The 21688-nt window shown below is 66.1% G+C and carries 19 protein-coding genes; 2 read left to right on the top strand and 17 right to left on the bottom strand.

Going from position 1 to position 21688, the window contains the following annotated elements; genetic code table 11:
• Positions 1–15: 15 nt before the first annotated feature.
• Positions 16–2355, bottom strand: coding sequence for a Tex family protein (locus R3P93_RS03060; protein ID WP_317532380.1), 2340 nt, complete (start codon positions 2353–2355; stop codon positions 16–18).
• 68 nt (positions 2356–2423) lie between these two features.
• Here R3P93_RS03060 and R3P93_RS03055 point away from each other — a divergent pair, with 68 nt between their 5' ends.
• The gene (locus tag R3P93_RS03055; RefSeq protein WP_094688794.1) at positions 2424–3377 is read left to right on the top strand and encodes a serine hydrolase; all 954 of its coding nucleotides are present in this window, start codon (positions 2424–2426) and stop codon (positions 3375–3377) included.
• A 5-nt stretch (positions 3378–3382) separates the two neighbouring features.
• Here R3P93_RS03055 and trmD read toward each other — a convergent pair whose 3' ends face one another.
• The 12 genes from trmD to ftsY all read right to left on the bottom strand — a co-directional run bounded on the left by trmD (position 3383) and on the right by ftsY (position 16192).
• Positions 3383–4063: a tRNA (guanosine(37)-N1)-methyltransferase TrmD gene (gene trmD / locus R3P93_RS03050; RefSeq protein WP_068049592.1), complete on the bottom strand. Its 681-nt coding sequence runs from the start codon at positions 4061–4063 to the stop codon at positions 3383–3385.
• A 3-nt stretch (positions 4064–4066) separates the two neighbouring features.
• Entirely contained in the window at positions 4067–4609 is a 543-nt protein-coding gene (gene rimM / locus R3P93_RS03045) for a ribosome maturation factor RimM (RefSeq protein WP_317532379.1), read from the bottom strand.
• A gap of 14 nt (positions 4610–4623) precedes the next feature.
• Complete coding sequence (locus R3P93_RS03040) at positions 4624–4866, bottom strand: RNA-binding protein (RefSeq protein WP_027496687.1); 243 nt, start codon at positions 4864–4866, stop codon at positions 4624–4626.
• Positions 4863–5339 carry a 30S ribosomal protein S16 gene (gene rpsP / locus R3P93_RS03035; RefSeq protein WP_037189654.1) on the bottom strand — a complete coding sequence of 159 codons (477 nt, stop codon included), beginning with the start codon at positions 5337–5339 and terminating at the stop codon, positions 4863–4865. Before rpsP ends, R3P93_RS03040 begins: the two co-directional genes overlap by 4 nt.
• A gap of 188 nt (positions 5340–5527) precedes the next feature.
• Positions 5528–6358: a CPBP family intramembrane glutamic endopeptidase gene (locus tag R3P93_RS03030; RefSeq protein ID WP_068049585.1), complete on the bottom strand. Its 831-nt coding sequence runs from the start codon at positions 6356–6358 to the stop codon at positions 5528–5530.
• Positions 6355–7461 carry an amidohydrolase family protein gene (locus R3P93_RS03025; RefSeq protein WP_317532482.1) on the bottom strand — a complete coding sequence of 369 codons (1107 nt, stop codon included), beginning with the start codon at positions 7459–7461 and terminating at the stop codon, positions 6355–6357. The genes R3P93_RS03030 and R3P93_RS03025 overlap by 4 nt, the downstream gene beginning before the upstream one ends.
• A gap of 17 nt (positions 7462–7478) precedes the next feature.
• Positions 7479–9038, bottom strand: a complete 1560-nt coding sequence (gene ffh, locus R3P93_RS03020; RefSeq protein WP_068049621.1) for a signal recognition particle protein — start codon at positions 9036–9038, stop codon at positions 7479–7481.
• A gap of 127 nt (positions 9039–9165) precedes the next feature.
• Positions 9166–10092 (bottom strand): M23 family metallopeptidase, encoded by a 927-nt coding sequence (locus R3P93_RS03015; protein ID WP_317532378.1) that lies wholly within the window; start codon positions 10090–10092, stop codon positions 9166–9168.
• Positions 10093–10364: 272 nt separating this feature from the next.
• Positions 10365–12896 (bottom strand): [protein-PII] uridylyltransferase, encoded by a 2532-nt coding sequence (locus R3P93_RS03010; protein WP_317532377.1) that lies wholly within the window; start codon positions 12894–12896, stop codon positions 10365–10367.
• Complete coding sequence (locus R3P93_RS03005; protein ID WP_019664269.1) at positions 12886–13224, bottom strand: P-II family nitrogen regulator; 339 nt, start codon at positions 13222–13224, stop codon at positions 12886–12888. Before R3P93_RS03005 ends, R3P93_RS03010 begins: the two co-directional genes overlap by 11 nt.
• A gap of 72 nt (positions 13225–13296) precedes the next feature.
• Positions 13297–14586, bottom strand: a complete 1290-nt coding sequence (locus R3P93_RS03000; protein ID WP_176460509.1) for an ammonium transporter — start codon at positions 14584–14586, stop codon at positions 13297–13299.
• Between the two features lie 202 nt (positions 14587–14788).
• Entirely contained in the window at positions 14789–16192 is a 1404-nt protein-coding gene (ftsY, locus tag R3P93_RS02995) for a signal recognition particle-docking protein FtsY (protein ID WP_317532376.1), read from the bottom strand.
• 95 nt (positions 16193–16287) lie between these two features.
• Between ftsY and R3P93_RS02990 the strand changes: the two genes are divergently transcribed.
• Entirely contained in the window at positions 16288–16920 is a 633-nt protein-coding gene (locus R3P93_RS02990) for an MSMEG_1061 family FMN-dependent PPOX-type flavoprotein (RefSeq protein ID WP_317532375.1), read from the top strand.
• Positions 16921–16936: 16 nt separating this feature from the next.
• Here the strand turns inward: R3P93_RS02990 and smc are convergent, their stop codons facing one another.
• The 4 genes from smc to R3P93_RS02970 are packed head-to-tail and all read right to left on the bottom strand — an operon-like array spanning position 16937 to position 21626.
• The gene (smc, locus tag R3P93_RS02985; protein WP_317532374.1) at positions 16937–20599 is read right to left on the bottom strand and encodes a chromosome segregation protein SMC; all 3663 of its coding nucleotides are present in this window, start codon (positions 20597–20599) and stop codon (positions 16937–16939) included.
• A 60-nt stretch (positions 20600–20659) separates the two neighbouring features.
• Entirely contained in the window at positions 20660–20935 is a 276-nt protein-coding gene (locus R3P93_RS02980) for an acylphosphatase (protein ID WP_068049568.1), read from the bottom strand.
• Positions 20932–21198 (bottom strand): hypothetical protein, encoded by a 267-nt coding sequence (locus tag R3P93_RS02975; protein WP_068049567.1) that lies wholly within the window; start codon positions 21196–21198, stop codon positions 20932–20934. Before R3P93_RS02975 ends, R3P93_RS02980 begins: the two co-directional genes overlap by 4 nt.
• Positions 21198–21626 carry an OsmC family protein gene (locus R3P93_RS02970; RefSeq protein WP_068049564.1) on the bottom strand — a complete coding sequence of 143 codons (429 nt, stop codon included), beginning with the start codon at positions 21624–21626 and terminating at the stop codon, positions 21198–21200. The genes R3P93_RS02975 and R3P93_RS02970 overlap by 1 nt, the downstream gene beginning before the upstream one ends.
• Positions 21627–21688: the final 62 nt, after the last annotated feature.

The following is a 21688-nucleotide window of genomic DNA, read 5'->3' as shown; positions in this document are numbered from 1 at the left end:
CCGAGGATCCGCCCGCTATTTTCCGAATCCCGCCTTCCGAAGCGCATCGGCCATGGAACCGGCCGCCGGTGCTGCCGACTGGCCGCCGCCGCGCTGTGGGCGCACGTCTCGACTTCGGTTGCTCTGGCCGCTGCCCGCAGCTCTGCCCTGGCCTCGGGGCCGGTCGGGCTGCTGTCCGCGAGAGGCGTCCTTGCCGCCACCGGCACCGGGCTCGTCGTCCAGCCGCAGACTCAGGCCGATGCGCTGCCGCGGGAGGTCGACCTCCATGACCTTGACGCGCACCACGTCACCGGACTTGACCACCTCGCGGGGGTCCTTGACGAAGTTGTGCGACATCGCCGAGACGTGCACCAACCCGTCCTGGTGCACACCGACGTCGACGAACGCGCCGAACGCTGCCACGTTGGTCACGACACCTTCGAGCGTCATACCCGGCTTCAGATCGGCGACCTTCTCGATACCGGCGGCGAAGGTGGCGGTCTTGAACTCGGGGCGAGGGTCGCGACCCGGCTTCTCGAGTTCGGAAATGATGTCGGTGACGGTGGGCAGACCGAATCGCTCGTCCACGAATTCGGCAGGGTCGAGACCTCTCAGCAGAGCCGTGTTACCGACTACCTCGCGCACACCCAGGCCTGCCTTGCCGACGATGCGCCGCACGACGGGATACGCCTCCGGGTGAACACTCGACCGGTCCAAGGGATCCTCTCCCCCGGAGATACGAAGGAATCCGGCGCACTGCTCGAAAGCCTTGGGGCCCAGACGAGGTACATCTTTGAGCGTGCTGCGGCTGGAGAACGGACCGTTCTGGTCGCGGTGCGCCACGATGCTCTCGGCGAGAGAGCCGGCGATACCGGAGACCCGCGAGAGCAACGGAACCGACGCGGTGTTGACGTCGACGCCGACGGCGTTCACCGCGTCCTCGACGACGGCCCCGAGGGAACGGGCCAGCAGGGTTTCGGAGATGTCGTGCTGGTACTGCCCGACGCCGATGGACTTGGGATCGATCTTGACCAACTCGGCCAGCGGATCCTGCAACCTGCGGGCGATCGAGACGGCACCGCGGATCGAGACGTCGAGTTCGGGCAGCTCGCTCGAGGCGTACGCGGAAGCGGAGTACACCGACGCTCCGGCCTCGGACACCACCACCTTGGTCAGGTTGGCGGCAGGGAACTTGGCGATCAATTCTGCTGCCAGCGAGTCGGTTTCACGCGATGCGGTGCCGTTGCCGATGGCGATCAGTTCGACCTTGTGCTTGGCGGCCAGGCCGGCGAGGGTGGCCACCGCCTGATCCCACTTGCCCTGCGGCTTGTGCGGGTAGATGGTGTCGTGGTCGACGACCTTGCCGGTGGCGTCGACGATGGCGACCTTGGTGCCGGTACGGAAGCCCGGGTCCAAGCCCATGGTGGTGCGGTTGCCGGCCGGTGCGGCGAGCAGCAGATCCTTGAGGTTGCTCGCGAAGACGTCGACGGCGTCCTTCTCGGCCGACTGACGCAGTCGCATACGAGTGTCGAGGGAGACGGTCACCAGCATCTTGGTGCGCCACGCCCATCGGACGGTATCGAGCAGCCACTTGTCGGCAGGCCGTCCTCGATTCTCGATCCCGAACTTGGTCGCGATCCGACCTTCGTAGACACTCGGCACCCCGGGGGTCGGTTCGTCGCGCTCGGGCTCGAAACCGAGGGAAAGTACTTCTTCCTTCTCGCCTCTGAGCGTGGCGAGGATTCGGTGCGAGGGCAGGCTCGTGAACGGTTCCGAGAACTCGAAGTAATCGGAGAACTTGGCACCCTCCTCCTCCTTGCCCTTGCGAACCGACGCGACGAGCTTGCCGGATGTCCACATCAGTTCGCGCAGCTCGCCCACCAGGTCCGCGTCCTCGGCGAAGCGCTCGACGAGAATCGCCCGTGCGCCGTCGAGTTGCTCCTGATCGAACTGGGCCGGGTCGGTGGTGGGGTCGGAGAACAGAGCGTCGGCGACGGGCTCGTGCCCGGCCTCACGCGCGATCTGAGCCTTGGTTCGACGCTTGGGCTTGAACGGCAGATAGATGTCCTCGACGCGCGCCTTGGTGTCGGCCAGCATCAGCGACTGCTCCAGCGCGTCGTCGAGCTTGCCCTGCGAGCGGATGGACTCGATGACGGCGTCTCTGCGCTCGTCGAGCTCGCGCAGATACCGAAGTCGCTCATCGAGCAGACGCAGTTGCGTGTCATCGAGAGTGCCGGTGACTTCCTTGCGGTAGCGCGCGATGAACGGGACCGTCGACCCGCCGTCGAGCAGTTCCACGGCGGCACGAACCTGTTCTTCACGAACGTCGAGTTCTTCGGCTATGCGCTTGTTCACAGATTTCAGAGCAGTGGTCACGGCGATGGACCCTACCGCTACTGTGGGACAAGTCGGTCAGCGGTTCAACGTGTGGGAGAGATACGCGGATGGTCAGGGGGTCTCGGTTCCTGGCTGCAGCCTGCGCCTCCCTGATACTGGCCGGATGCTCGGCTCCTCCCGACGACCAGGTCGGCGACTCCGACTCGAAGGACACCGCCGAGACGTCGGCGTCGCCCTTTCCCGACATGAAAAAGGTCGACGGCGTAGCCCTCGAAGCTCGTATCCCGATGGCGATCGCGTCGGCCCAGGCCCGCGGTGCCGACGTCGATTTCGCACTGTTGGATCGTCGGACGGGCTCCTATTACAGCAGCAATGCCGATATCCAGGTCGAAACCGCATCGGTATCCAAGCTGTTCATCGCCGACGAGGTGTTGTTCCGAGCACAGTCGGAGAACCGTCCTGTCTCTGCCGACGACCTGACCACCATGACGAGCATGCTCGAGTTGTCCGACGACAACGCCGCGTACACGCTCTGGTATCGCTACGGCTCGTCGGAGATCGTGCGCACGGTCGCGGCTCGCTACGGCTTGACGAGCACCACGCCGCCCGGGGACGACGAGTGGTACAACACCGAGACCACGCCCAGCGACCTGGTCGGTTACTACGCGGGGTTGCTCAACGGCAGCGGCGGTCTGACCACGGCATCCACGGACATCGTGATCGGAATGCTGCGCCGTTCGGCACCGATCGCCGCGGACGGCTACAAGCAGCACTTCGGGATCGTCGACGGTTTGCCCGGCGAGAGTGTGCACGCTGTGAAACAGGGCTGGATGTGCTGCGTGTCCGATCGGTGGGTACACCTGTCGACGGGCACCATCGGTGTCGACAACCGCTACGTTCTGGCTCTGTCGTCACGCGAGGACATCTTCTACGCCGACGACTTGGAAAGTTATCCGGACACCGCGGTGGTCGACGTCAGTGACGACGCCAGCGCGCTGCATGCCAGGGACACTCTCACCGGATTCGTCTCGATGCTCTTCCCCGACGGCACCGTCAGCTGAATTCGTCAGTCCTGCAACAGGTCCGGACGACGCTCGGCGGTCCTGTCCAGTGACTGCTGTCGGCGCCACGCAGCGATCTTGGCGTGATCACCCGAGAGCAGTACCTGCGGAACGTCGAGATCACGCCACTGTGCGGGACGCGTGTAACTCGGCCCCTCGAGCAGACCGTCGGAGAACGAATCCTCCTGGTGCGACTGCTGATTGCCGAGAACCCCTGGCATCAGCCGCACCACGGCCTCGGCCATGACGAGAACAGCCGCTTCGCCGCCGATGAGCACGTAGTCGCCGATGCTGACTTCCTCGACACGGACCCGACGTGCGGCATCGTCGAACACTCGTTGATCGATGCCTTCGTATCGGCCGCAGGCGAATACGAGATGCTTTTCGGAGGACCACCGCTCGGCTGTCCGCTGGGTGAACGGGACGCCGGCAGGCGTCGGAACGACGAGGAGAGAATCGTCGGTCAGCACGTCGTCGAGTGCGTCTCCCCAGACGGTCGGCTTCATGACCATTCCCGGTCCGCCGCCGTAGGGCGAATCGTCGACGGCCTTGTGCACGTCATGAGTCCACGACCGCAGATCGTGGACCTCGACCGAGACCAGGCCGCGGTCGATTGCTTTGCCCAGCAACGCGGTTCGGAGCGGCGTGAGGTACTCGGGAAAGATGGTGACGACGTCGAGGCGCACGATCTACTCCGGATCCAGCAGACCCTCGGGCGGATCGATCTCGATCGTCTTGTCTGCCAACGACACCGTCGTCACGATGGCCGCTACGAACGGCACGAGGATTTCGGCGCGTGCTGCTTCGCCGGAACTCGGATTCGGCGTGATGGAGAGCAGCTCCCCCGCTGCGGAGTGGAGAACTTCGCGGACCGTTCCCACGACGGTGCCGTCGGTCAGGATCACCGTGAGGCCTTCGAGTTCGTGGTCGTAGAACTCGTCCGGGTCGTCGGACGGCGGAAGATCGGTGGATTCGACGACGAACAGAATGCCCCTGATTTGGTCGGCGGCCGTCTTGTCGTCGATACCGTTCAGACGCAGCAGAAGCCGCCCGGAGTGTTCCCGGACGGCGTCCACTGTGTACGAGGCTGGCTCGGCGTTCGATCGAGGCTTGCGGCCCGACAGAACGGTTCCTTCGGCGAAGCGGTCGTCGGGGTTGTCGGTGCGGACCTCGACGACGACTTCGCCTTTGATGCCGTGCGACTTCGCGACACGGCCGATGACCAGCTCCATGATGGGTACGTGACCTACTGGTCCGTGTCGACCACGTCGACGCGGATGCCGCGACCACCGATTCCCGAGACGAGAGTGCGCAGTGCCGTGGCGGTACGACCGCCACGGCCGATGACCTTGCCCAGATCGTCGGGGTGCACGTGGACCTCCACGGTGCGGCCCCGACGGCCGGTGATCATCTCGACGCGAACGTCATCGGGATTGGCGACGATGCCGCGAACGAGGTGTTCGACGGCATCGGCGACAACGGCACTCACTTCTCAGCAGCCTCGGCGGCCGGCGCGTCTGCCGTCTCGGTTGCTGCAGCGTCGGTGGTCTCCGCAGCGGCGTCGTCGGCCTTGGGAGCCTTCTTCTTCTTGGCGGTGGTGGCCTCGCCCTGGGGCTCGGAGTCGGCCTGCGCCAGTGCGGCGTTGAACAGGTCGAGCTTGGACGGCTTGGGCTCGGCGAGGCGGAGGGTTCCCTCGGCACCGGGGAGGCCCTTGAACTTCTGCCAGTCGCCGGTGATCTTGAGCAGAGCCTCGACCGGCTCGGTCGGCTGTGCGCCCACGCTCAGCCAGTACTGCGCCCGCTCGGAGTTGATCTCGATGATGCTGGGGTCCTGCTTGGGCTCGTACGTGCCGATGGTCTCGATCGCACGGCCGTTACGACGGGTGCGGGCATCGGAGATGACGACGCGGTAGTGCGGGGTGCGGATCTTGCCGATACGCATGAGCTTGATCTTGACAGCCATGTTCTGGTGGAGCCTTTCGAAAGTTGGTCACGGCGCAATTCAGCGGTCCGCACGGCATGCGAACCCGGTTTTGCGTTGAAGGGTGTTGTGACCGCCGCTCGGTACGTAACCGGATGACGGGCGAACAGCTGTTCATTGTGCCAGACGGGTCGCACTATCGGTGAATCGGGCCCGCAGAACCACTCCCGTCAGGCGAGCAGGACCACCAGGGCAGGAAGGGTGTTGTTCAACGAGTGTGCCGTGATCGACGCGACGATCGAACCGGAACGCATTCGAGCGATGCCGATTGCGAATCCTCCCCACAACAGCACCACCAGGCGCCACCACTCTCGGTGCCACACCGCGAACAACACCGCGGTGATCGCCAGGACCACCCATCGGTTGCCCAACCAGGCCATCGGCATCGGGCGGGTGCGTTTCTCGAGCGCTCCCCACAGCATGCCGCGGAACATCGTTTCCTCGCAGATCGGTGCACCGAGCCAAATCCACAGGGCCAGAACGATTTTCAAGCCGACGGCCGTATCCGTGACCGCGCCGAGGGGCGTCGGGTCGCCGACTTCGATACGGGACAACAGAATCAGAGCCAGCACTATGCCGCCGACCACGGCGACGCCACCCCACGCCAACCCGGATCGGAGGTGCCCGAGAAATTCGGGGATGGATCTGGGGAGGCCGAAGTCGACGACGGGGCCGTTGCCCCGCGACTTCGAGATGGCCACCGCCACTCCCGTCGCGAGCAGGCTCGGGATCATGATGCCCACCACGAAGACGGCCGAGGCGTCCGACGTCACGACGAGGCCGAGCACCAGGAATCCGGCCAGATTGAGCCCCAGCACCAGTGCCGCGGCCGGCAGTCCCCACCGTTGGCCGCGTCTGCGTTCGAGCGCGGCCTGCTCGGCGCGCCAGTAGGTTTCGGACAGTCCCGATCCTTGCTGATGAACGTGATTCATCGGAGCCAGACCGGCCCAGCTGGGGCGGTCGGGATCGGCTCGTCCTGCGCCGTCACCCGGGTCGGTCACCCCCGGACCGTCGATCCACTCGTCGTGCGACCACGCCGGTCGGTCACTCGTCCGCGAAGGATCACCAGATCCGGGTTGGACAGCACATCCGGTCCGCCTCGCGGATCCTCGGCGTAGACCACGAGATCGGCGGGCGCGCCGTGTTCGAGCCCGTGTCGACTCAGCCACGACCGGGCCTCCCAGCACGCGGCACCGAGTGCATCGGTCGGTGAGAGTCCGACGGCCGCGAGTGCGGCGACCTCGTCGGCGATACGACCGTGCGCGATCGAACCGCCTGCGTCGGTGCCTGCGTAGATCGGAATGCCTGCGTCGTGAGCTCGTCCGACGGTATCGGCGACGCGTTCGTGCAGCGCCCGCATGTGCCGGGCGTAGACGGGATACCGGGTGGCGGAGTCGGCGATGCCGGGGAACGTCTCGATGTTGATCAGCGTCGGTACCAGTGCGGTGCCGTGATCGACCATCATCTCGACGGTCTCGTCGGTCAGGCCGGTGCCGTGTTCTATGCAATCGATTCCCGCCGCGATCAATCCGGGCAGGGCATCCTCACCGAAGACGTGTGCGGTCACCCGCGCGCCCTCGGCGTGGGCAGCGGCGATGGCGTCGACGAGGATCGAGTCGTTCCACAGCGGTCGGAGATCTCCCACCGAACGATCGATCCAGTCGCCGACGAGCTTGACCCAGCCATCGCCGAATCGTGCCTGTTGGGCCACCGCCTCGGGCAGCTGCGATTCGTCCTCGATGTCGATTGCCAGACCCGGGATGTAGCGCTTCGGTGATGCGATGTGACGGCCCGCTCGGATGATGCGGGGAAGGTCCTCGTATTCGTCCAGCTCGCGCGTGTCCACCGGAGACCCGGCGTCGCGCAACAGCAGCGCGCCGACGCCTCGCTCGGTCTCGGCCTGGCGGATCGACCCGATCAGGTCCGTGTGTCCCCCGCCGTACTCGATTCCGACATGGCAGTGGGCGTCCACCAGACCGGGCAGAATCCAGCCGCCGTCGTGAACGAGATCGGCATCCGCGATCGGCTCCGTGGACAGGACGCCACCCTCGATCCACAGATCGATCTCGGACCCGTCCGGCAGTCCGCGGCCCCGCACCCGCATCGCCGACACGTGCGCGCTTACTTCTTGGGTAGTTTCAGCTGCGACAGATCGATGCCTTCGAGCCCCGGTGGCAACTGGTCGAGGCCCTTGGGCATGGACGACAGGTCGGGCATTCCGGCAGGCATTCCGCCCGGCATGCCCGGGAATCCACCGCGGATCTTCGGCTGCGTCGGGCCGCGTGCACCCTTCTTGCCCTTCTTGCCCTTCTTGTTGTTCCGCACCTGCTTGCGCGCGCCCGGCATTCCCATCCGACCGGCCATCGCAGACATCATCTTGCGCGCCTCGAAGAATCGGTCGACGAGCTGATTGACGTCGGAGACCTTGACGCCCGAGCCGTTCGCGATACGGAGTCGACGCGACGCGTTGATGATCTTCGGGTCGTTCCGCTCCTGTGGCGTCATGCCGCGGATGATCGCTTGCACGCGGTCGAGTTGTTTCTCGTCGACGTTCGCGAGCTCTTTCATCTGCCCGGCACCGGGCAGCATGCCCAGCAGGTTTCCGATGGGTCCCATCTTGCGGACGGCCATCATCTGCTCGAGGAAGTCGTCGAGCGTGAGTTGCCCCGAGCCGATCTTGTTGGCCGTCGCCTCGGCCTGCTCGGCATCGAAGTGCTGCTCGGCCTGCTCGATGAGGCTCAGCACGTCGCCCATGCCGAGGATGCGGCTGGCCATGCGATCGGGGTGGAAGACGTCGAAGTCCTCGAGCTTCTCACCGGTCGACGCGAACATGATCGGCTGGCCGGTGACCTCGCGGACACTCAGCGCGGCACCGCCGCGAGCATCGCCGTCGAGCTTGGTGAGAACGACACCGGTGAAGCCGACGCCGTCACGGAACGCCTCGGCGGTACTGACGGCATCCTGGCCGACCATCGCGTCGAGAACGAACAGTGTCTCGTCCGGCTGGACCGCGTCACGAATTCCCGCGGCCTGACTCATCAGCTCGGTGTCGATGCCGAGGCGACCAGCGGTGTCGACGATGACCACGTCGTACTGCTTGCTTCGAGCCTCGGCGATGCCGGCCCGAGCGACCTCGACGGGATCCGCGGCCGAGACTCCGAGTGCATTGTCGCCGCCACCGATGGACGTGCCCGGATGCGGCGCGAAGACGGCGGCACCGGCGCGCTCGCCCACGATCTGCAGCTGGCTCACGGCACCGGGACGCTGGAGGTCGCACGCGACGAGCAGTGGGGTGTGGCCCTGGCCCTTGAGCCATTTCGCGAGCTTGCCCGCCAGCGTCGTCTTACCCGAACCCTGCAGACCGGCGAGCATGATCACCGTTGGCGGGTTCTTGGCGAACACGAGCCTGCGAGTCTCGCCGCCGAGGATGCCGACCAGTTCCTCGTTGACGACCTTGACTACCTGCTGGGCGGGGTTGAGCGCGCCCGAGACCTCGGCACCCTTGGCCCGGGCCTTGATTCGGCTGATGAACTCACGTACGACGGGCAGTGCCACGTCCGCTTCGAGCAGGGCAAGACGGATCTCACGGGCGGTGGCGTCGATATCCGCGTCGGACAGTCGACCTTTGCCACGCAGGTCCTTGAGAGTCCCGGTCAACCTGTCGGAAAGGGATTCGAACACCGATTGCACTCCTGAGCTAGCCGATCACCGAAAACGAGCCGAATCCGGCACGGTCACCACACTAGCGGCAGCACGCCGCGTCGTCTCTGGGGCGTTCGACTGTCGTGTCGAACGTGGCGATGTCGAGTCAGGCCAGGCGCGCGGAATCGTTCCACGTCACTGCAACTCCCCGCGTCGCGAGCCACTGCGCGGGGTCGACCTTGACGCCGGAGGGATCGTGTACCTCGAAGTGCAGATGTGGGCCGGTCGACTGGCCGCGGTTGCCCACGGTTGCGATCTGCTCACCGGCCGCCACGCGCTGACCGGGCTGAACCGAGAAGTCGTTGACGTGCCCGTAGACCGTCTCGGTGCCGTCGTCGTGCCGCACCTTGACCCAGAGACCGAAGCCGGATGCCGGTCCTGCGTCGGACACGGTGCCGTCAGCGGCGGCGTAGATGGGCGTTCCGATGGGTGCCGCGATGTCGAGGCCGCTGTGCTGGGTTCCCCATCGCGAGCCGAAGTTGGACGTCAAAACTCCTGCCACGGGCTGCACTGTGCCCTTCTTCAGCGAGCGCAGGCTGTCGAGAGGAGACTCCGCACCCAACTGCCCCAGGCCGACGTCGTCGAGCCATTGCTGGGCGGCAGCACCGGGATCGGCGACTCCGAACGAGGCCAGTGGGTCGGCGGTCGGTGCCGGTGCCGGTGCCGGTGCAGGCGCGGGTGCGGTAGGCGCGGCCTCGGGCGGTGCCGGCTGCGACGGTGCGGGCGGGGGCGCGAACTGTGGGGGAAGGAACTGCGGGAGCTCGAACTGGGGCAGCTCGAATCCCGCGGGCAGCAGACCCTCCGGTACGGCGAACGGCAGTCCTGCTGCGGGTGCCTCGGGGATCGGCGCGGCACCTGCGGTACCGGCACCCATCGTCGTCGCGCCGACGACGATCGCGCCGGTCGCGGCGACGATGGTTGCCGCCCGTCGGCCGAGGTCGGGTGTGTCCTGTACGGCGCGGTGTCTGCCGCTCGTCGGACGCGCCGCGATGTCGGTCGGTGTGTGGACGGTCGACCGTCGGTGGGATCCCACAGTTGGTGCCTCTCGAAAGATCAGGAGTGGAGCCTGCAGGAACGCCGTGGTTCGAGCAGTGTGGAGCCTGCAGGAACGACGTGGTTCGAGCAGCGTGGAGCCTGCAGGAACGACGTGGTTCGAGCAGTGTGGTGGTCGCTCGAACGGTCGAGAGTGTCGTTTCTGCGTCTGGGACGAATGTAACAAATCGGCATCGGCGCAAGGCCCGGTGGCCGGAAGTTCGTGAATAGTCACCACCGCGAGTCGGTCTGCTCTCGCATTCCGACCCGCGGTCAGGTGCCTTCGGGCTTTTCCGGGGGCTTGGGCGGTTCCGGGGCAGGTACCACCGCGAGGATCGCGCGCTCGAGATCCTCGCGAACCGCCCTGCTGTCGGCTCCCGCAAGGTCGATGCAGAAGGAGTCGACCACCGAGCTACCCAGGGTCGAGACGCGGGCCCACCGGATGTCCGATCCCTGCTGTTCGATCGCACTGGCCAGTCGGCAGAGCAGACCGAGCCGGTCCTCTGCTCGTAGCTCGAGCACCACCTGCCCGGGTTCGTTGTCGTCGAACCACAGCACCCGAGGCGGAGCTTGGGCGTAGAGAACCGGGACTGCAGAATCCTCGGCATCGTCCTCGACGGTTTCGGCTCTGGCGTCGCGTTCCTTGGCGTCGAGCACGGCGACGAGGTCGAGTTCGCCGGCCTGGGCTCGGATGATTTCCTGCCGCAGCAGACCGGCCTGTGGCGGGGATCCGAAGAGCGGCGCGACGTCGAACGAGTTGATCGCCGATCCCTCGTGACTTCCGAGGGAGGCCGAGAGAACGCGAAGCGAATGCAGCGCGAGGACTCCTGCGGCGTCGGAGAGCAGCCCGGGCGTGTCGGGGGCGATGACGGTGACGACGAAGGTGTGCAGCCCGTCGGTCGGCGCGATGTCGACATGGACGCCTCCCCGCGCTGCGAGTTCGACGTGCGCAGGGTCGAGTGGATCCGGAGAGGGCAGACTCTCCCCCGCCATCACCAATCGGCAACGGCGCACGAGCTCGCGGATGAGCGAGGCCTTCCAGTCACCCCATACCCCCGGTCCGGTGGCGAGCGAATCCGCCTCCGCCAGTGCGTGGAGCAGCTCGAGCAAGATGGTGTCGGCACCGAGGGCGTCGACGACGGTTTGCACGGTTGCAGGGTCGTCGAGGTCGCGTCTGGTGGCGGTCTCCGGCAGCAGCAGGTGGTATCTCACCATCGACGTCAGCAGTGCCACGTCGGACGGCCACAGTCCTAGCCTGTTGCCGATCTGGATGGCCAGATCTGCACCGACGACGCTGTGGTCGCCGCCGCGTCCCTTGCCGATGTCGTGGATCAGCGCGCCGAGCACCAACAGGTCCGGACGCGCAACTCGGGTGGTCAATGCGCTTGCGTAGGCTGCAGTTTCGACCAGGTGCCGATCGACTGTCCACGTGTGCACGGCATCTCGCGGTGGCAGATCGCGTACCGCGCCCCACTCCGGAATGAGCCTGCCCCACAGTCCGGTTCGATCGAGAGCTTCGATGGCCGCGATGGCTTTGCGACCCGATCCGAGCAACACGAGCAGATCGTTGAGGGCTTCCTTCGGCCAGGGTTCGCGGAGCTCGGGCGCGCTGTCGGACAGTCGGTTCAGGGTCGAGGCCGACATCGGCATTCCGGTCTGCGCCGACGCCGCAGCGACACGCATGATCAGACCCGGATCCTTGTTCGGCCGCGCGTCGCGGGCGAGAACGACCTCGCCGCCGTGTTCGACGACCCCCTCGTCCAGCGGCCGCCGGATCGGAACTCGACGAAGGCGTGAAAGACCCTTTCGGGGAAGCGAATTGCCGGCGGTGCGCAGTCCGACGTCGACCGAGTAGCTGATGGTGCGGGCCGAATCGCTCAGTACGCGAGCGAGATCGAAGCGGTCTCCGATCCGCAGCGCGGCACCGATCTCGTCGGCGTCCTGTGCGCGCAGTTGATCCCGTGCTCGACCGGCGACGCGGTGCAGTTCGGTGCGCACGTCCAACAGGCGTCCGTGTGCGAAGGCCAAACCGCCACCGGGCGATTCGGGCCCGAGCCCGGGCATGCCGTCGGTCAACTGCGCGATGGAGAGGGCGTCGAGCAACTGAACATCACGCAGCCCTCCGCGGCCGCTCTTGAGATCGGGTTCGGCGCGGTGTGCAATCTCACCGCTGCGCGACCACCGCCCGCGGGTCTGCTCGATCAGCTCGTCGAAGCGCCCTCGAATACCGTTGCGCCACTGGCGACGTACGCCGCCGATGAGGAGATTGCTCAATTCGACGTCGCCGGCGATGTGCCGCGCCTCGAGCATGGCGAGAGATGCCGTCATGTCGGCCGCCGCCACCTGCAGAGCCTGTGGCACCGTTCGCACGCTGTGGTCGAGCTTGATGTGTGCGTCCCACAACGGGTACCAGAGCTTGTCGGCGACATCGGAGACGATGCGTGGTTCGAGATCGTCGTGCAGCAGTATCAGGTCCAGATCCGAGTACGGCAGCAGTTCGCGTCGAGCAAGACCGCCTACGGCGACGATCGCGAAACCGGAGTCCGGTTTGATCCCGAGCTCTGCACCTTTGGTGGTCAGCCAGAACTCGTGCAGATCGACCAGAGCCTGCCGGAGCGAGGGTGCATCGAGTCGACGATTGCGTGTTCCGCCGTCGAGCAATTGTTTTCTGGCCCGAGCGAGATCTGCTGCAGCATCGCTCGTGCCCTTCGATGCGGAGCCCATGGAGACCGAAGGCCCCGATCCTGACGCTTTCGCGCCAGAACCGGGGCCCACGGCCCGAGACCCTTTGGGGTCAGAGTGCATCAGCGCCACGTTCTCCGGTGCGGACTCGGATGACCGAGTCGACCGGGGAAACCCAGACCTTGCCGTCACCGATCTTGCCGGTGCGTGCAGCCTCGACGATGACCTCGACGACCTTCTCCACAGCGGCGTCGTCGACGACTACCTCGACACGGACCTTCGGGACGAAGTCGACGGAGTACTCCGCACCTCGGTACACCTCGGTGTGGCCCTTCTGGCGGCCGTATCCCTGAACTTCACTGACTGTCATTCCGAGTACGCCGGCCTGCTCCAGCCCCGTCTTGACGTCCTCCAGGGTGAACGGTTTGACGATTGCCGTGATCAGCTTCATTTTTGCTTCCCTTCACAAGACCTCGAGTGCCCGTTGTCGTACGGTGCAGCGTTCACGTCTATCTCTACCTTGTCAGGCGAAATCATATGCAGTCTCAGCGTGCTCGGCTTCGTCGATGCCGTTCGCCTCCTCCTCGTCGGAGACGCGCCAGCCGAGGGGCTTGAGCGCGAACGCGATGACCGCGGTGACGATGGCGGTGAAGACCAGCGCGAACAGTGCGATGACGATCTGCACGACGAGTTGCTTGTAGTCGCCGCCGTAGAACAGGCCGGTCTCGGATGCGAGGAAGCCGATTCCGATCGTTCCCCACAGTCCTGCGACGAGGTGAACGCCCACGACGTCGAGCGAGTCGTCGTAGCCGAACTTGAACTTCAGTCCGACCGCGAGTGCGGAGAGCACACCGGCGACGACGCCGAGGATCATGGCACCGACCGGCGTGAGCGTGCCTGCGGCCGGAGTGATGGCGACCAGACCTGCGACGATGCCCGAGGCGGCGCCGAGGCTGGTGGCGTGACCGTCACGAATGCGCTCGGTGATGAGCCAGCCCACGATCGCGGCTGCCGTGGCGGCGGTGGTGTTGACCCAGGCCACGCCGGCGATGCCGTCGGCGGCGAAGGCGGAGCCTGCGTTGAATCCGAACCAGCCGAACCACAGCAGTGCTGCGCCGAGCATGACGAACGGAAGGTTGTGCGGGCGGTAGGCGACCTTGCCGAAGCCTGCGCGCTTGCCGATGATGATCGCCAGAATCAGGCCGGCGATACCGGCGTTGATGTGCACCACCGTGCCACCGGCGAAGTCGATCGGAGCGACGCTGGCGACGAGTCCGCCCTCTCCGTCGTCGGTGGTTCCGAAGATCATTGCCGCCAGCCCGTTCTCGGATCCGGAGAGCAGTCCGCCGCCCCAGACCATGTGAGCCAGCGGGAAGTAGGCGAGGGTGACCCAGATACCGGCGAAGGCGAGCCAGGTGCCGTACTTGACACGGCCGGCGATCGAGCCGCTGATCAGTGCCACCGTGATGATGGCGAAGGTGACCTGGAATGCCACGTCGATGATGTTGGCGTAGCCCCATGCGCCGGCGATGTAGTTACCGTCGGCATCGGTGATCGAATCCTTGAGTCCGAAGAACTCGAACGGGTTGGCGAAGACACCGCCGATGTCCTGGGTTCCGTAGGACATCGACCATCCCCACAGGAAGTAGATGATCGAGACGACGGCCATTGCTCCGAACGACATCATCATCATGTTCAACACGGACTTCGACTGCGACATACCGCCGTAGAAGAACGCCAAGCCCGGCGTCATCAGCAGTACCAGCGATGCTGCCATCAGCATCCACGCGGCGTTGCCGGAGTTGGCCAACATATCCTCGGGACTCACGTACACCCTCCATTCTCCTGCACACCGGTTGGCGCGCCGTTACGCAAGAAGAGTGGTTTCACGAAGTTTCATCCGTGACACTCGGGTGTTTCGGGCATGTGAACGCATGACCGAATTCTGTTGCAAAAAGGTTTCGTGCTGGCGTTTGTGCTTTTGCCCCGGTTCGGGAACTGCCCCCGAGTCGAGATCAGCCCAGCAACGCGTCGACGAAGGCACCCGGCTCGAACGGTGCCAGATCGTCGGCACCCTCGCCGAGACCGACGAGCTTGACGGGCACTCCGAGTTCACGTTGCACCTGAAAAACGATGCCACCCTTCGCGGTTCCGTCGAGCTTGGTCAGCACGACTCCCGTGATGTTCACGATTTCGGCGAAGACACGGGCCTGCGTCAGTCCGTTCTGGCCCACGGTTGCGTCGAGAACGAGCAGAACGTCGTCCACGCGGGCACGCTTCTCGACGACTCGCTTGACCTTGCTCAGTTCGTCCATCAGACCCGATTTGGTGTGCAATCGTCCCGCGGTGTCGATCAGAACCACATCGACGCCGTTCTCGATCCCCTTGCTCACCGCGTCGAAGGCGACAGCAGCCGGATCCGCGGCCTCCTTGCCGCGAACCACCTCGGCACCCACTCGCTCGGCCCAGGTCTGCAGCTGATCGGCCGCAGCTGCGCGGAACGTGTCGGCGGCACCGAGCAACACCCGCCGCCCGTCCGCGACCAGCACGCGAGCCAGTTTGCCCGTGGTCGTGGTCTTGCCGGTTCCGTTGACCCCCACCACCAGCAACACCGCGGGTGCGCCGTCGTGCGGCAACGCGCGAATCGAGCGATCGAACTCGGGGTGCAGCTGCGCCACGAGGATCTCGCGCAGCAGAGCCCTGGCGTCGGCTTCGGTGCGAATACTGCGCGCCGCCATCTGCTCACGCAGCGTCCGCATGATCTCCGCGGTGGTGGCCGAACCGATGTCGGCGATCAGGAGGGTGTCCTCGACCTCTTCCCACGAGTCCTCGTCCAGGTCGCCGCCGCCGAGGAGGCCGAGCAGGCTCTTGCCCACCGCGGACTGAGATCGTGCCAGCCGGCCACGGAGACGGTCGAGTCGTCCCTCGGTCGGTTCGATGGTGTCCAAGCGGCGAGGCGCGGGAGCAACGGTGTCGGCCACCGACGGCTCGGGAGCAACGGGATCTTCGACGGTGGCATCGGTTGCCGGGGCCTCCGGCTCGGACACCTCCGGTTCGATCCAGACGGTCTCCGATTCGACCGGTTCAGGCGTGGGTACCACCGGCGGCCGCTCCACCGGCGTGGACTCGACGGGGATGTTCTCGACCGGCTTCGGCTCGGCAGGCTTCGGCTCGGGCTTGGGGGCCTTCGGGGCAACAGGCTCTGCTGTCGCCGTTCCCTGACTGAACGAGAAGCCGCTGCCCGCGGTGTAGCCACCGGATTTGTCCTTGGTGGCCGCGCCCACGATTCGCGCTGCCTCGTCCGACTTGAGGGACACTCTCCGGCGACGGGAGAGAACCAGCCCGACGACGAGGACGACGAGCAGGACGGCAGCGATCGCCGCGACGATGATCCACGCTTGGTTACTCACGTGGAACATCCTCTCAGGCGATCGCGGCCGTTCGTCACCGGTGGTGCACCGACCGTGAAAATGCGCTTCCCGCCCACAAGTCCGTGTCGATAACATCCACGGTCATGGAGTGGACCACGGTGCGCGACGCCGCCGAACTGACCGAGATGTTCGGAGAACCGAGCTTCCGAGCCGCCAACAAGGACCGACGCACACTGCACCCGCTGGACGTACAGTGGCTCGCTGCCTCCCCGTTCTGCCTCATCGGGACCTCGGACGCGAGCGGGCGATGCGACGTGTCACCCAAGGGTGATCCGCCCGGGAGCCTCGTGCACGTCCTCGACGACGCCACGATCGCTCTCGCCGAACGACCGGGCAACCGCCGGATGGACGGCTATCGCAACATCGTCGAGAACCCGTTCGTCGGGCTGAACTTCTTCGTCCCCGGTCGCGGTGACACCCTCCGCGTCAACGGTCGCGCTTCCTTGGTCACCGACGCCCCGTTCTTCGACGAACTGCAGGTCAAGGGCCACCGCCCGATCATGTGCCTGGTCGTCGACATCGAGCAGGTGTTCCGTCACTGCGCGAAGGCGTTCATGCGATCAAAGCTGTGGCAGCCCGAGACCTGGGATGCCGACGCCATCCCCGACGTCGCGACGCTGACGAAGGCGTTGATTCCTCAGGCTCCCGAGACGGTGGAGGAACTGCGGGAGTACTACGGACCGTCCTACGCCGAACAGCTCTATCCGAAGCAGTAGCCACGGAGGACGCTGCTCAGGAGACGGTGTCGGATTCAGCGACCGCATCCGGCTCGGTCGGGTCCGGCTGTACTGCGTCCACTGCGACGCGTTCTCGGTTCAACCGCTGCGAGATGACCGTGGTGATCCCGTCGCCGCGCATGCTGACGCCGTACAGCGCGTCGGCCACTTCCATCGTTGGTTTCTGGTGCGTGATGACGATCAACTGCGACTTCTCGCGGAGCTGCTCGAACAGTCCGATCAGTCGACGCAGGTTGGTGTCGTCCAGTGCTGCCTCGACCTCGTCCATGACGTAGAACGGTGACGGTCGGGCGCGGAAGATGGCCACCAGCATGGCCACCGCGGTCAGCGATTTCTCGCCACCGGAGAGCAGCGAGAGCCGCTTGACCTTCTTGCCGGGTGGGCGGGCCTCGACCTCGATTCCGGTGGTGAGCATGTCCGACGGGTCGGTCAGGATCAGTCGTCCTTCGCCGCCGGGGAAGAGCTTGGCGAACACCCCGGTGAATTCTCGTTCGACGTCGAGCCACGCCTCCGTGAAGACCTGCAGAATCCGTTCGTCTACGTCGGCGACCACGCCGAGCAGGTCCTTGCGCGCGGACTTGACGTCTTCGAGCTGGGTGGACAGGAAGTTGTAGCGCTCCTCGAGGGCGGCGAACTCTTCGAGAGCGAGCGGGTTCACCTTGCCGAGTGTCGCGAGGTCACGCTCGGCGCGTTTGGCGCGCTGCTCCTGAGTGGCGCGGTCGAACGGCATCGGGGCCGGTGCCACCACCTGCTCGCCCCGCTGCTTGGCTGCCTCGTACTCGGCCATCTCGAGTTCGGTGGGTGGCAGGGCCACGTCGGGCCCGTACTCGGCCACCAGATCGTCGAGGCCGATGCCGTGTTGCTCGAGAATCGTCGTCTCGAGTTGTTCGATCCGCAGCGCGGCCTGGGCGCGGGCCACCTCGTCCCGGTGCACGGCGTCGGTGATCGACGCCAGCTGCCCCTGCAGGGCTCGAACCTGCTCCTTCACCTTGTCGAGTTCGATTGTGCGCGTTGCACGTTCGGCAGAGAGCTCGTCGCGCCTGCGTGCAGCGGCTGCCACGACCGTGGCCAACCGCGCAGCGACTTCCTCGCCCGATTCTCCGACCGCCGCCGCCACTGCGGCCGCATGCCGACGCGCCGCGCTCTCACGCTCGGCTCGCGCCCTGGCCTCACGCTCGGCTCGCGCCGCCCGGCGAAGCGAATCCGCCTTGCCGCGCACGGACTGTGCGCGCTCTTCGGCGGTCCGCACGTTCAACCGAGCTTCGACCTCGACGGCACGCACTTCGGTCAGTGCCGCTGCTGCCATCTCCCGTTCCATCGTGGTCGCTGCGTCACCGCTCTCGCCGTCTCCCGCGAAACCCGACTGTTCGTCCTCGGCCGTCCGCAGAATCTCTTCGAGCTCGGCCAGTCGCGCGATCGCTTCTTCTCGGCTGGCCTCGGCAGAGCTACGCTGCGTCGTCAATCGCGCCGACTCCGCATGCGCCGAACGCGCCAGCTGACCCAATCGGCCCAACTGCTCGTACACCGCTGCCATCGCGGCATCGGATTCGTTGAGCGCCGCGAGCGCCTGCTCGGCCGATTCGCGCCGGTCCCGTTGTTCGTCCAACGCTCCCGACAGCGCTGCGTCGAGTTCCTCCGCGCGGCGGACTGCCGCTGCCAACTCCACGGTGGACGTGTCGATCGCCGACTGCACCTCGAGGGTGCTCGGACGACGATCCGAGCCGCCGGTGACCCAGCCTGGCTCGACGACGTCGCCGTCCTTGGTGACCGCACGCAGATCACCGGATTCGGAGACGAGACGGTGTGCAGCGTCGAGCGATTCGACGGCGACCATACCGTCGAGCAGGGCCGCCATGGCTCCGGCCAACCGGTCCGGATACTCGATCAGGTCCAGCACCCATCGAGCGCCGTCCGGCAGTTCCGGACGTGAAGACGACTGCGCTGCAGCGACACTGCCGTGCACGATGGACGCGCGCCCGCCGTCGGCCGCACGCAGCGCCAGCACGGCATCCCGCGCGGCGTCGAACGACTCGGCGTGTGCGGCATCGGCGGCCGGACCCATGGCCACTGCCACCGCGACCTCGTATCCAGGCTCGACCGTGAGATGGCCGGCCAGCAGACCCGACAGACCGTCCTGCTGGTTCTCCACCAGCCACCCGGCACCGTCCTTGCGTTCGAGGCCCATCGTGAGCGCCTCGATCCTGGCCTCGAACGACGCCACCTTCTTGCCCGCGATGCGTTCTTCGGCCTGCAGTTCGGTCACTCGAGCGTCGGCATGTCGAAGCGCGGCGACGGCTCGTTCGTAATTGGTGTCGAGGCTCAGTTCACTCGCATCGAGGGTACCGATCTGATCCTGCACACTCTCGAACTCACGCTGAGCCGATTCGCCCCGCTCTCGGGCCTCGTCGATGGCCACCGACAAGCGCTCCACCTCCGAGTCGATCGACTCGACCTTGGTTCGGAAGGTGTCGACTCGGCCGGACAGGCGAGCGAACCCCTCACGGCGGTCGGCCACCGCGCGTACAGCGGCGAGGTGGGCGCGCTCGGCGGCCGCAGCGGCCGCTTCGCGCTCGGCCAGCTGCTCGCGTGCCGCCTCGAGGGTTTCACGTGCCATCTCGACTGCTTCGACGAGTTCCATCTCTTCTTCGGCGACCCGCTCGGCCTGCGCTTCGAGCTCGTCCGGGTCCTGCCCTCGACCCGTGGATCGAACGGCGTCGAGATGCCGAGCCCGTTCGTGTGCGATGCGCACCGTCGCGTTGACGCGCTCGGCCAGGGCCGACAGGCGGAACCACGTCTGCCCGGCCGCTTCGGCACTGGGGGTCAGCCGGGCGACCGCCTGCTCGTGTTCGCCGAGTGCCACCGAGCCGGCTTCGAGGGCGTCCTGCACCATCGCGTACTGCTCGCGTGCCGCTTCCTCGTCCTGGGTCTGGTTCGCGAATTCCTCGCGCCTGGCCACCAGATCGTCGGCCACCAGTCGCAATCGGGCATCACGTAGGTCGGCCTGGACGGTCTGCGCGCGGCGCGCAACCTCGGCCTGCCTGCCGAGAGGCTTGAGTTGGCGGCGCAATTCGGTCGTCAGGTCGGTCAACCGCGCCAGGTTGGCCTGCATCGCGTCGAGCTTGCGGACGGCCTTTTCCTTGCGCTTGCGGTGCTTGAGTACCCCGGCTGCTTCTTCGATGAAGGCTCGCCGGTCCTCGGGCCGCGATTCCAGGATCGCTGCGAGCCGACCCTGCCCCACGATCACGTGCATCTCGCGGCCGATACCGGAGTCGCTGAGCAGTTCCTGGACGTCCATCAAACGGCACGAACTGCCGTTGATCTCGTACTCGCCCGCGCCGTCGCGGAACATACGCCGAGTGATGGAGACCTCGGAGTAATCGATCGGAAGTGCGCCATCGGAATTGTCGATCGTCAGAGTGACCTCTGCGCGGCCCAGCGGGGCCCGCCCCGAGGTGCCCGCGAAGATGACGTCTTCCATCTTCCCGCCGCGCAACGCCTTGGCACCCTGTTCACCCATCACCCAGGTCAGGGCGTCCACGACATTGGATTTACCCGAGCCGTTGGGGCCGACTACACAGGTGATTCCCGGCTCGAAACGCAGAGTCGTCGCCGAAGCAAAGGACTTGAAGCCCTTCAGCGTCAGACTCTTGAGATACATAGCGTCCGTACTTTACCGGCACGCTGCGCGAAAGCGCGCCGAGCCTCACGCAACGGACGATCAGCGTTCGACGAACCCCTCCAGATCTCCGCGGGCGGTGTCCCAACTCTCCACGACGAGCGTGACCGTGCCCGGCGTCTTATCGCCTCGGAGCAAGGCCAGCAGTGCCTCGAGACGCTCACGTGGGCCCTCCGCTATCACCAGGACCCGTCCGTCCGCGTGGTTGGTCGCGTGACCGACCAGTCCGAGTTCGAGTGCGCGCGAGCGCGTCCACCACCGGAACCCGACGCCCTGAACGAGCCCGTGCACCCACGCCGTCAGCCGTTCTTCGCTCATTCGCGAGCCAACTTTCGGACGTTTCCGTCGAAACCGGTGCCGGTTCGCGTATCGAAAAGCCCTGCGGCAGCGCTGTTTCCGATCGTGAAACACAGCGTGTCACCGTCGGTGACCAGTCTGCCCGGCGAATCGACGTCGGCAACGAGTGTGCCCCGGTCACCGCTCGGAGCGACGGTACGCAGAGCGCCCGATCCGGCGGGAGCCGGAGCAGTCGCCGCGCCGAGGAGCAGACCCGTGACGTCCACGGCTGCTCTGGCTTTCATCAGGCGTCCACGTCGATGTCCAGGGTGACGGTGGTGCCGGCCTTCAGGGTCCGGCCTACCGTGCACACCTTGTCGATGGCGCGTTGGACGACGGTGAGCAGCCGCTCCTGTGCCTCGGGGTCCATTTCGCTGAGGTCGACCCGGAGAATCTCGTTCAGTTCCGGGTACAGCTCGTTCTCCCGATCTGCGGTACCCGACACCTCGACGGTGGCGGAGTAGTCGTCTCCCAGTCGACGCGAAAGCGGTAGGTCCGAGCTCATCCCGGTGCACGCTGCGAGGGCGATTTTGAGCAGCTCGCCGGGGGTGAAGACACCCTCGACGGACTCGGACCCGATGAGCACTTCGGCTCCTCGCGAGCTACGGCCGGTGTAACGACGTGTGCCTGTGCGCTCGACCCAGAGGTTGGTCGGCGTGCTCTGTTCTGCCATGACCGAAATACTAGGCGGGCGGTTCAGGAGTGGAGCCTGCGGAACGACCCGTGCGCTCAGGA

Source organism: Rhodococcus cerastii (assembly GCF_033042195.1).
Taxonomy (GTDB): Bacteria; Actinomycetota; Actinomycetes; order Mycobacteriales; family Mycobacteriaceae; genus Rhodococcoides.
Note: the sequence above shows the minus strand (reverse complement) of the source record. Positions and strands in the feature narration are given on the sequence as shown.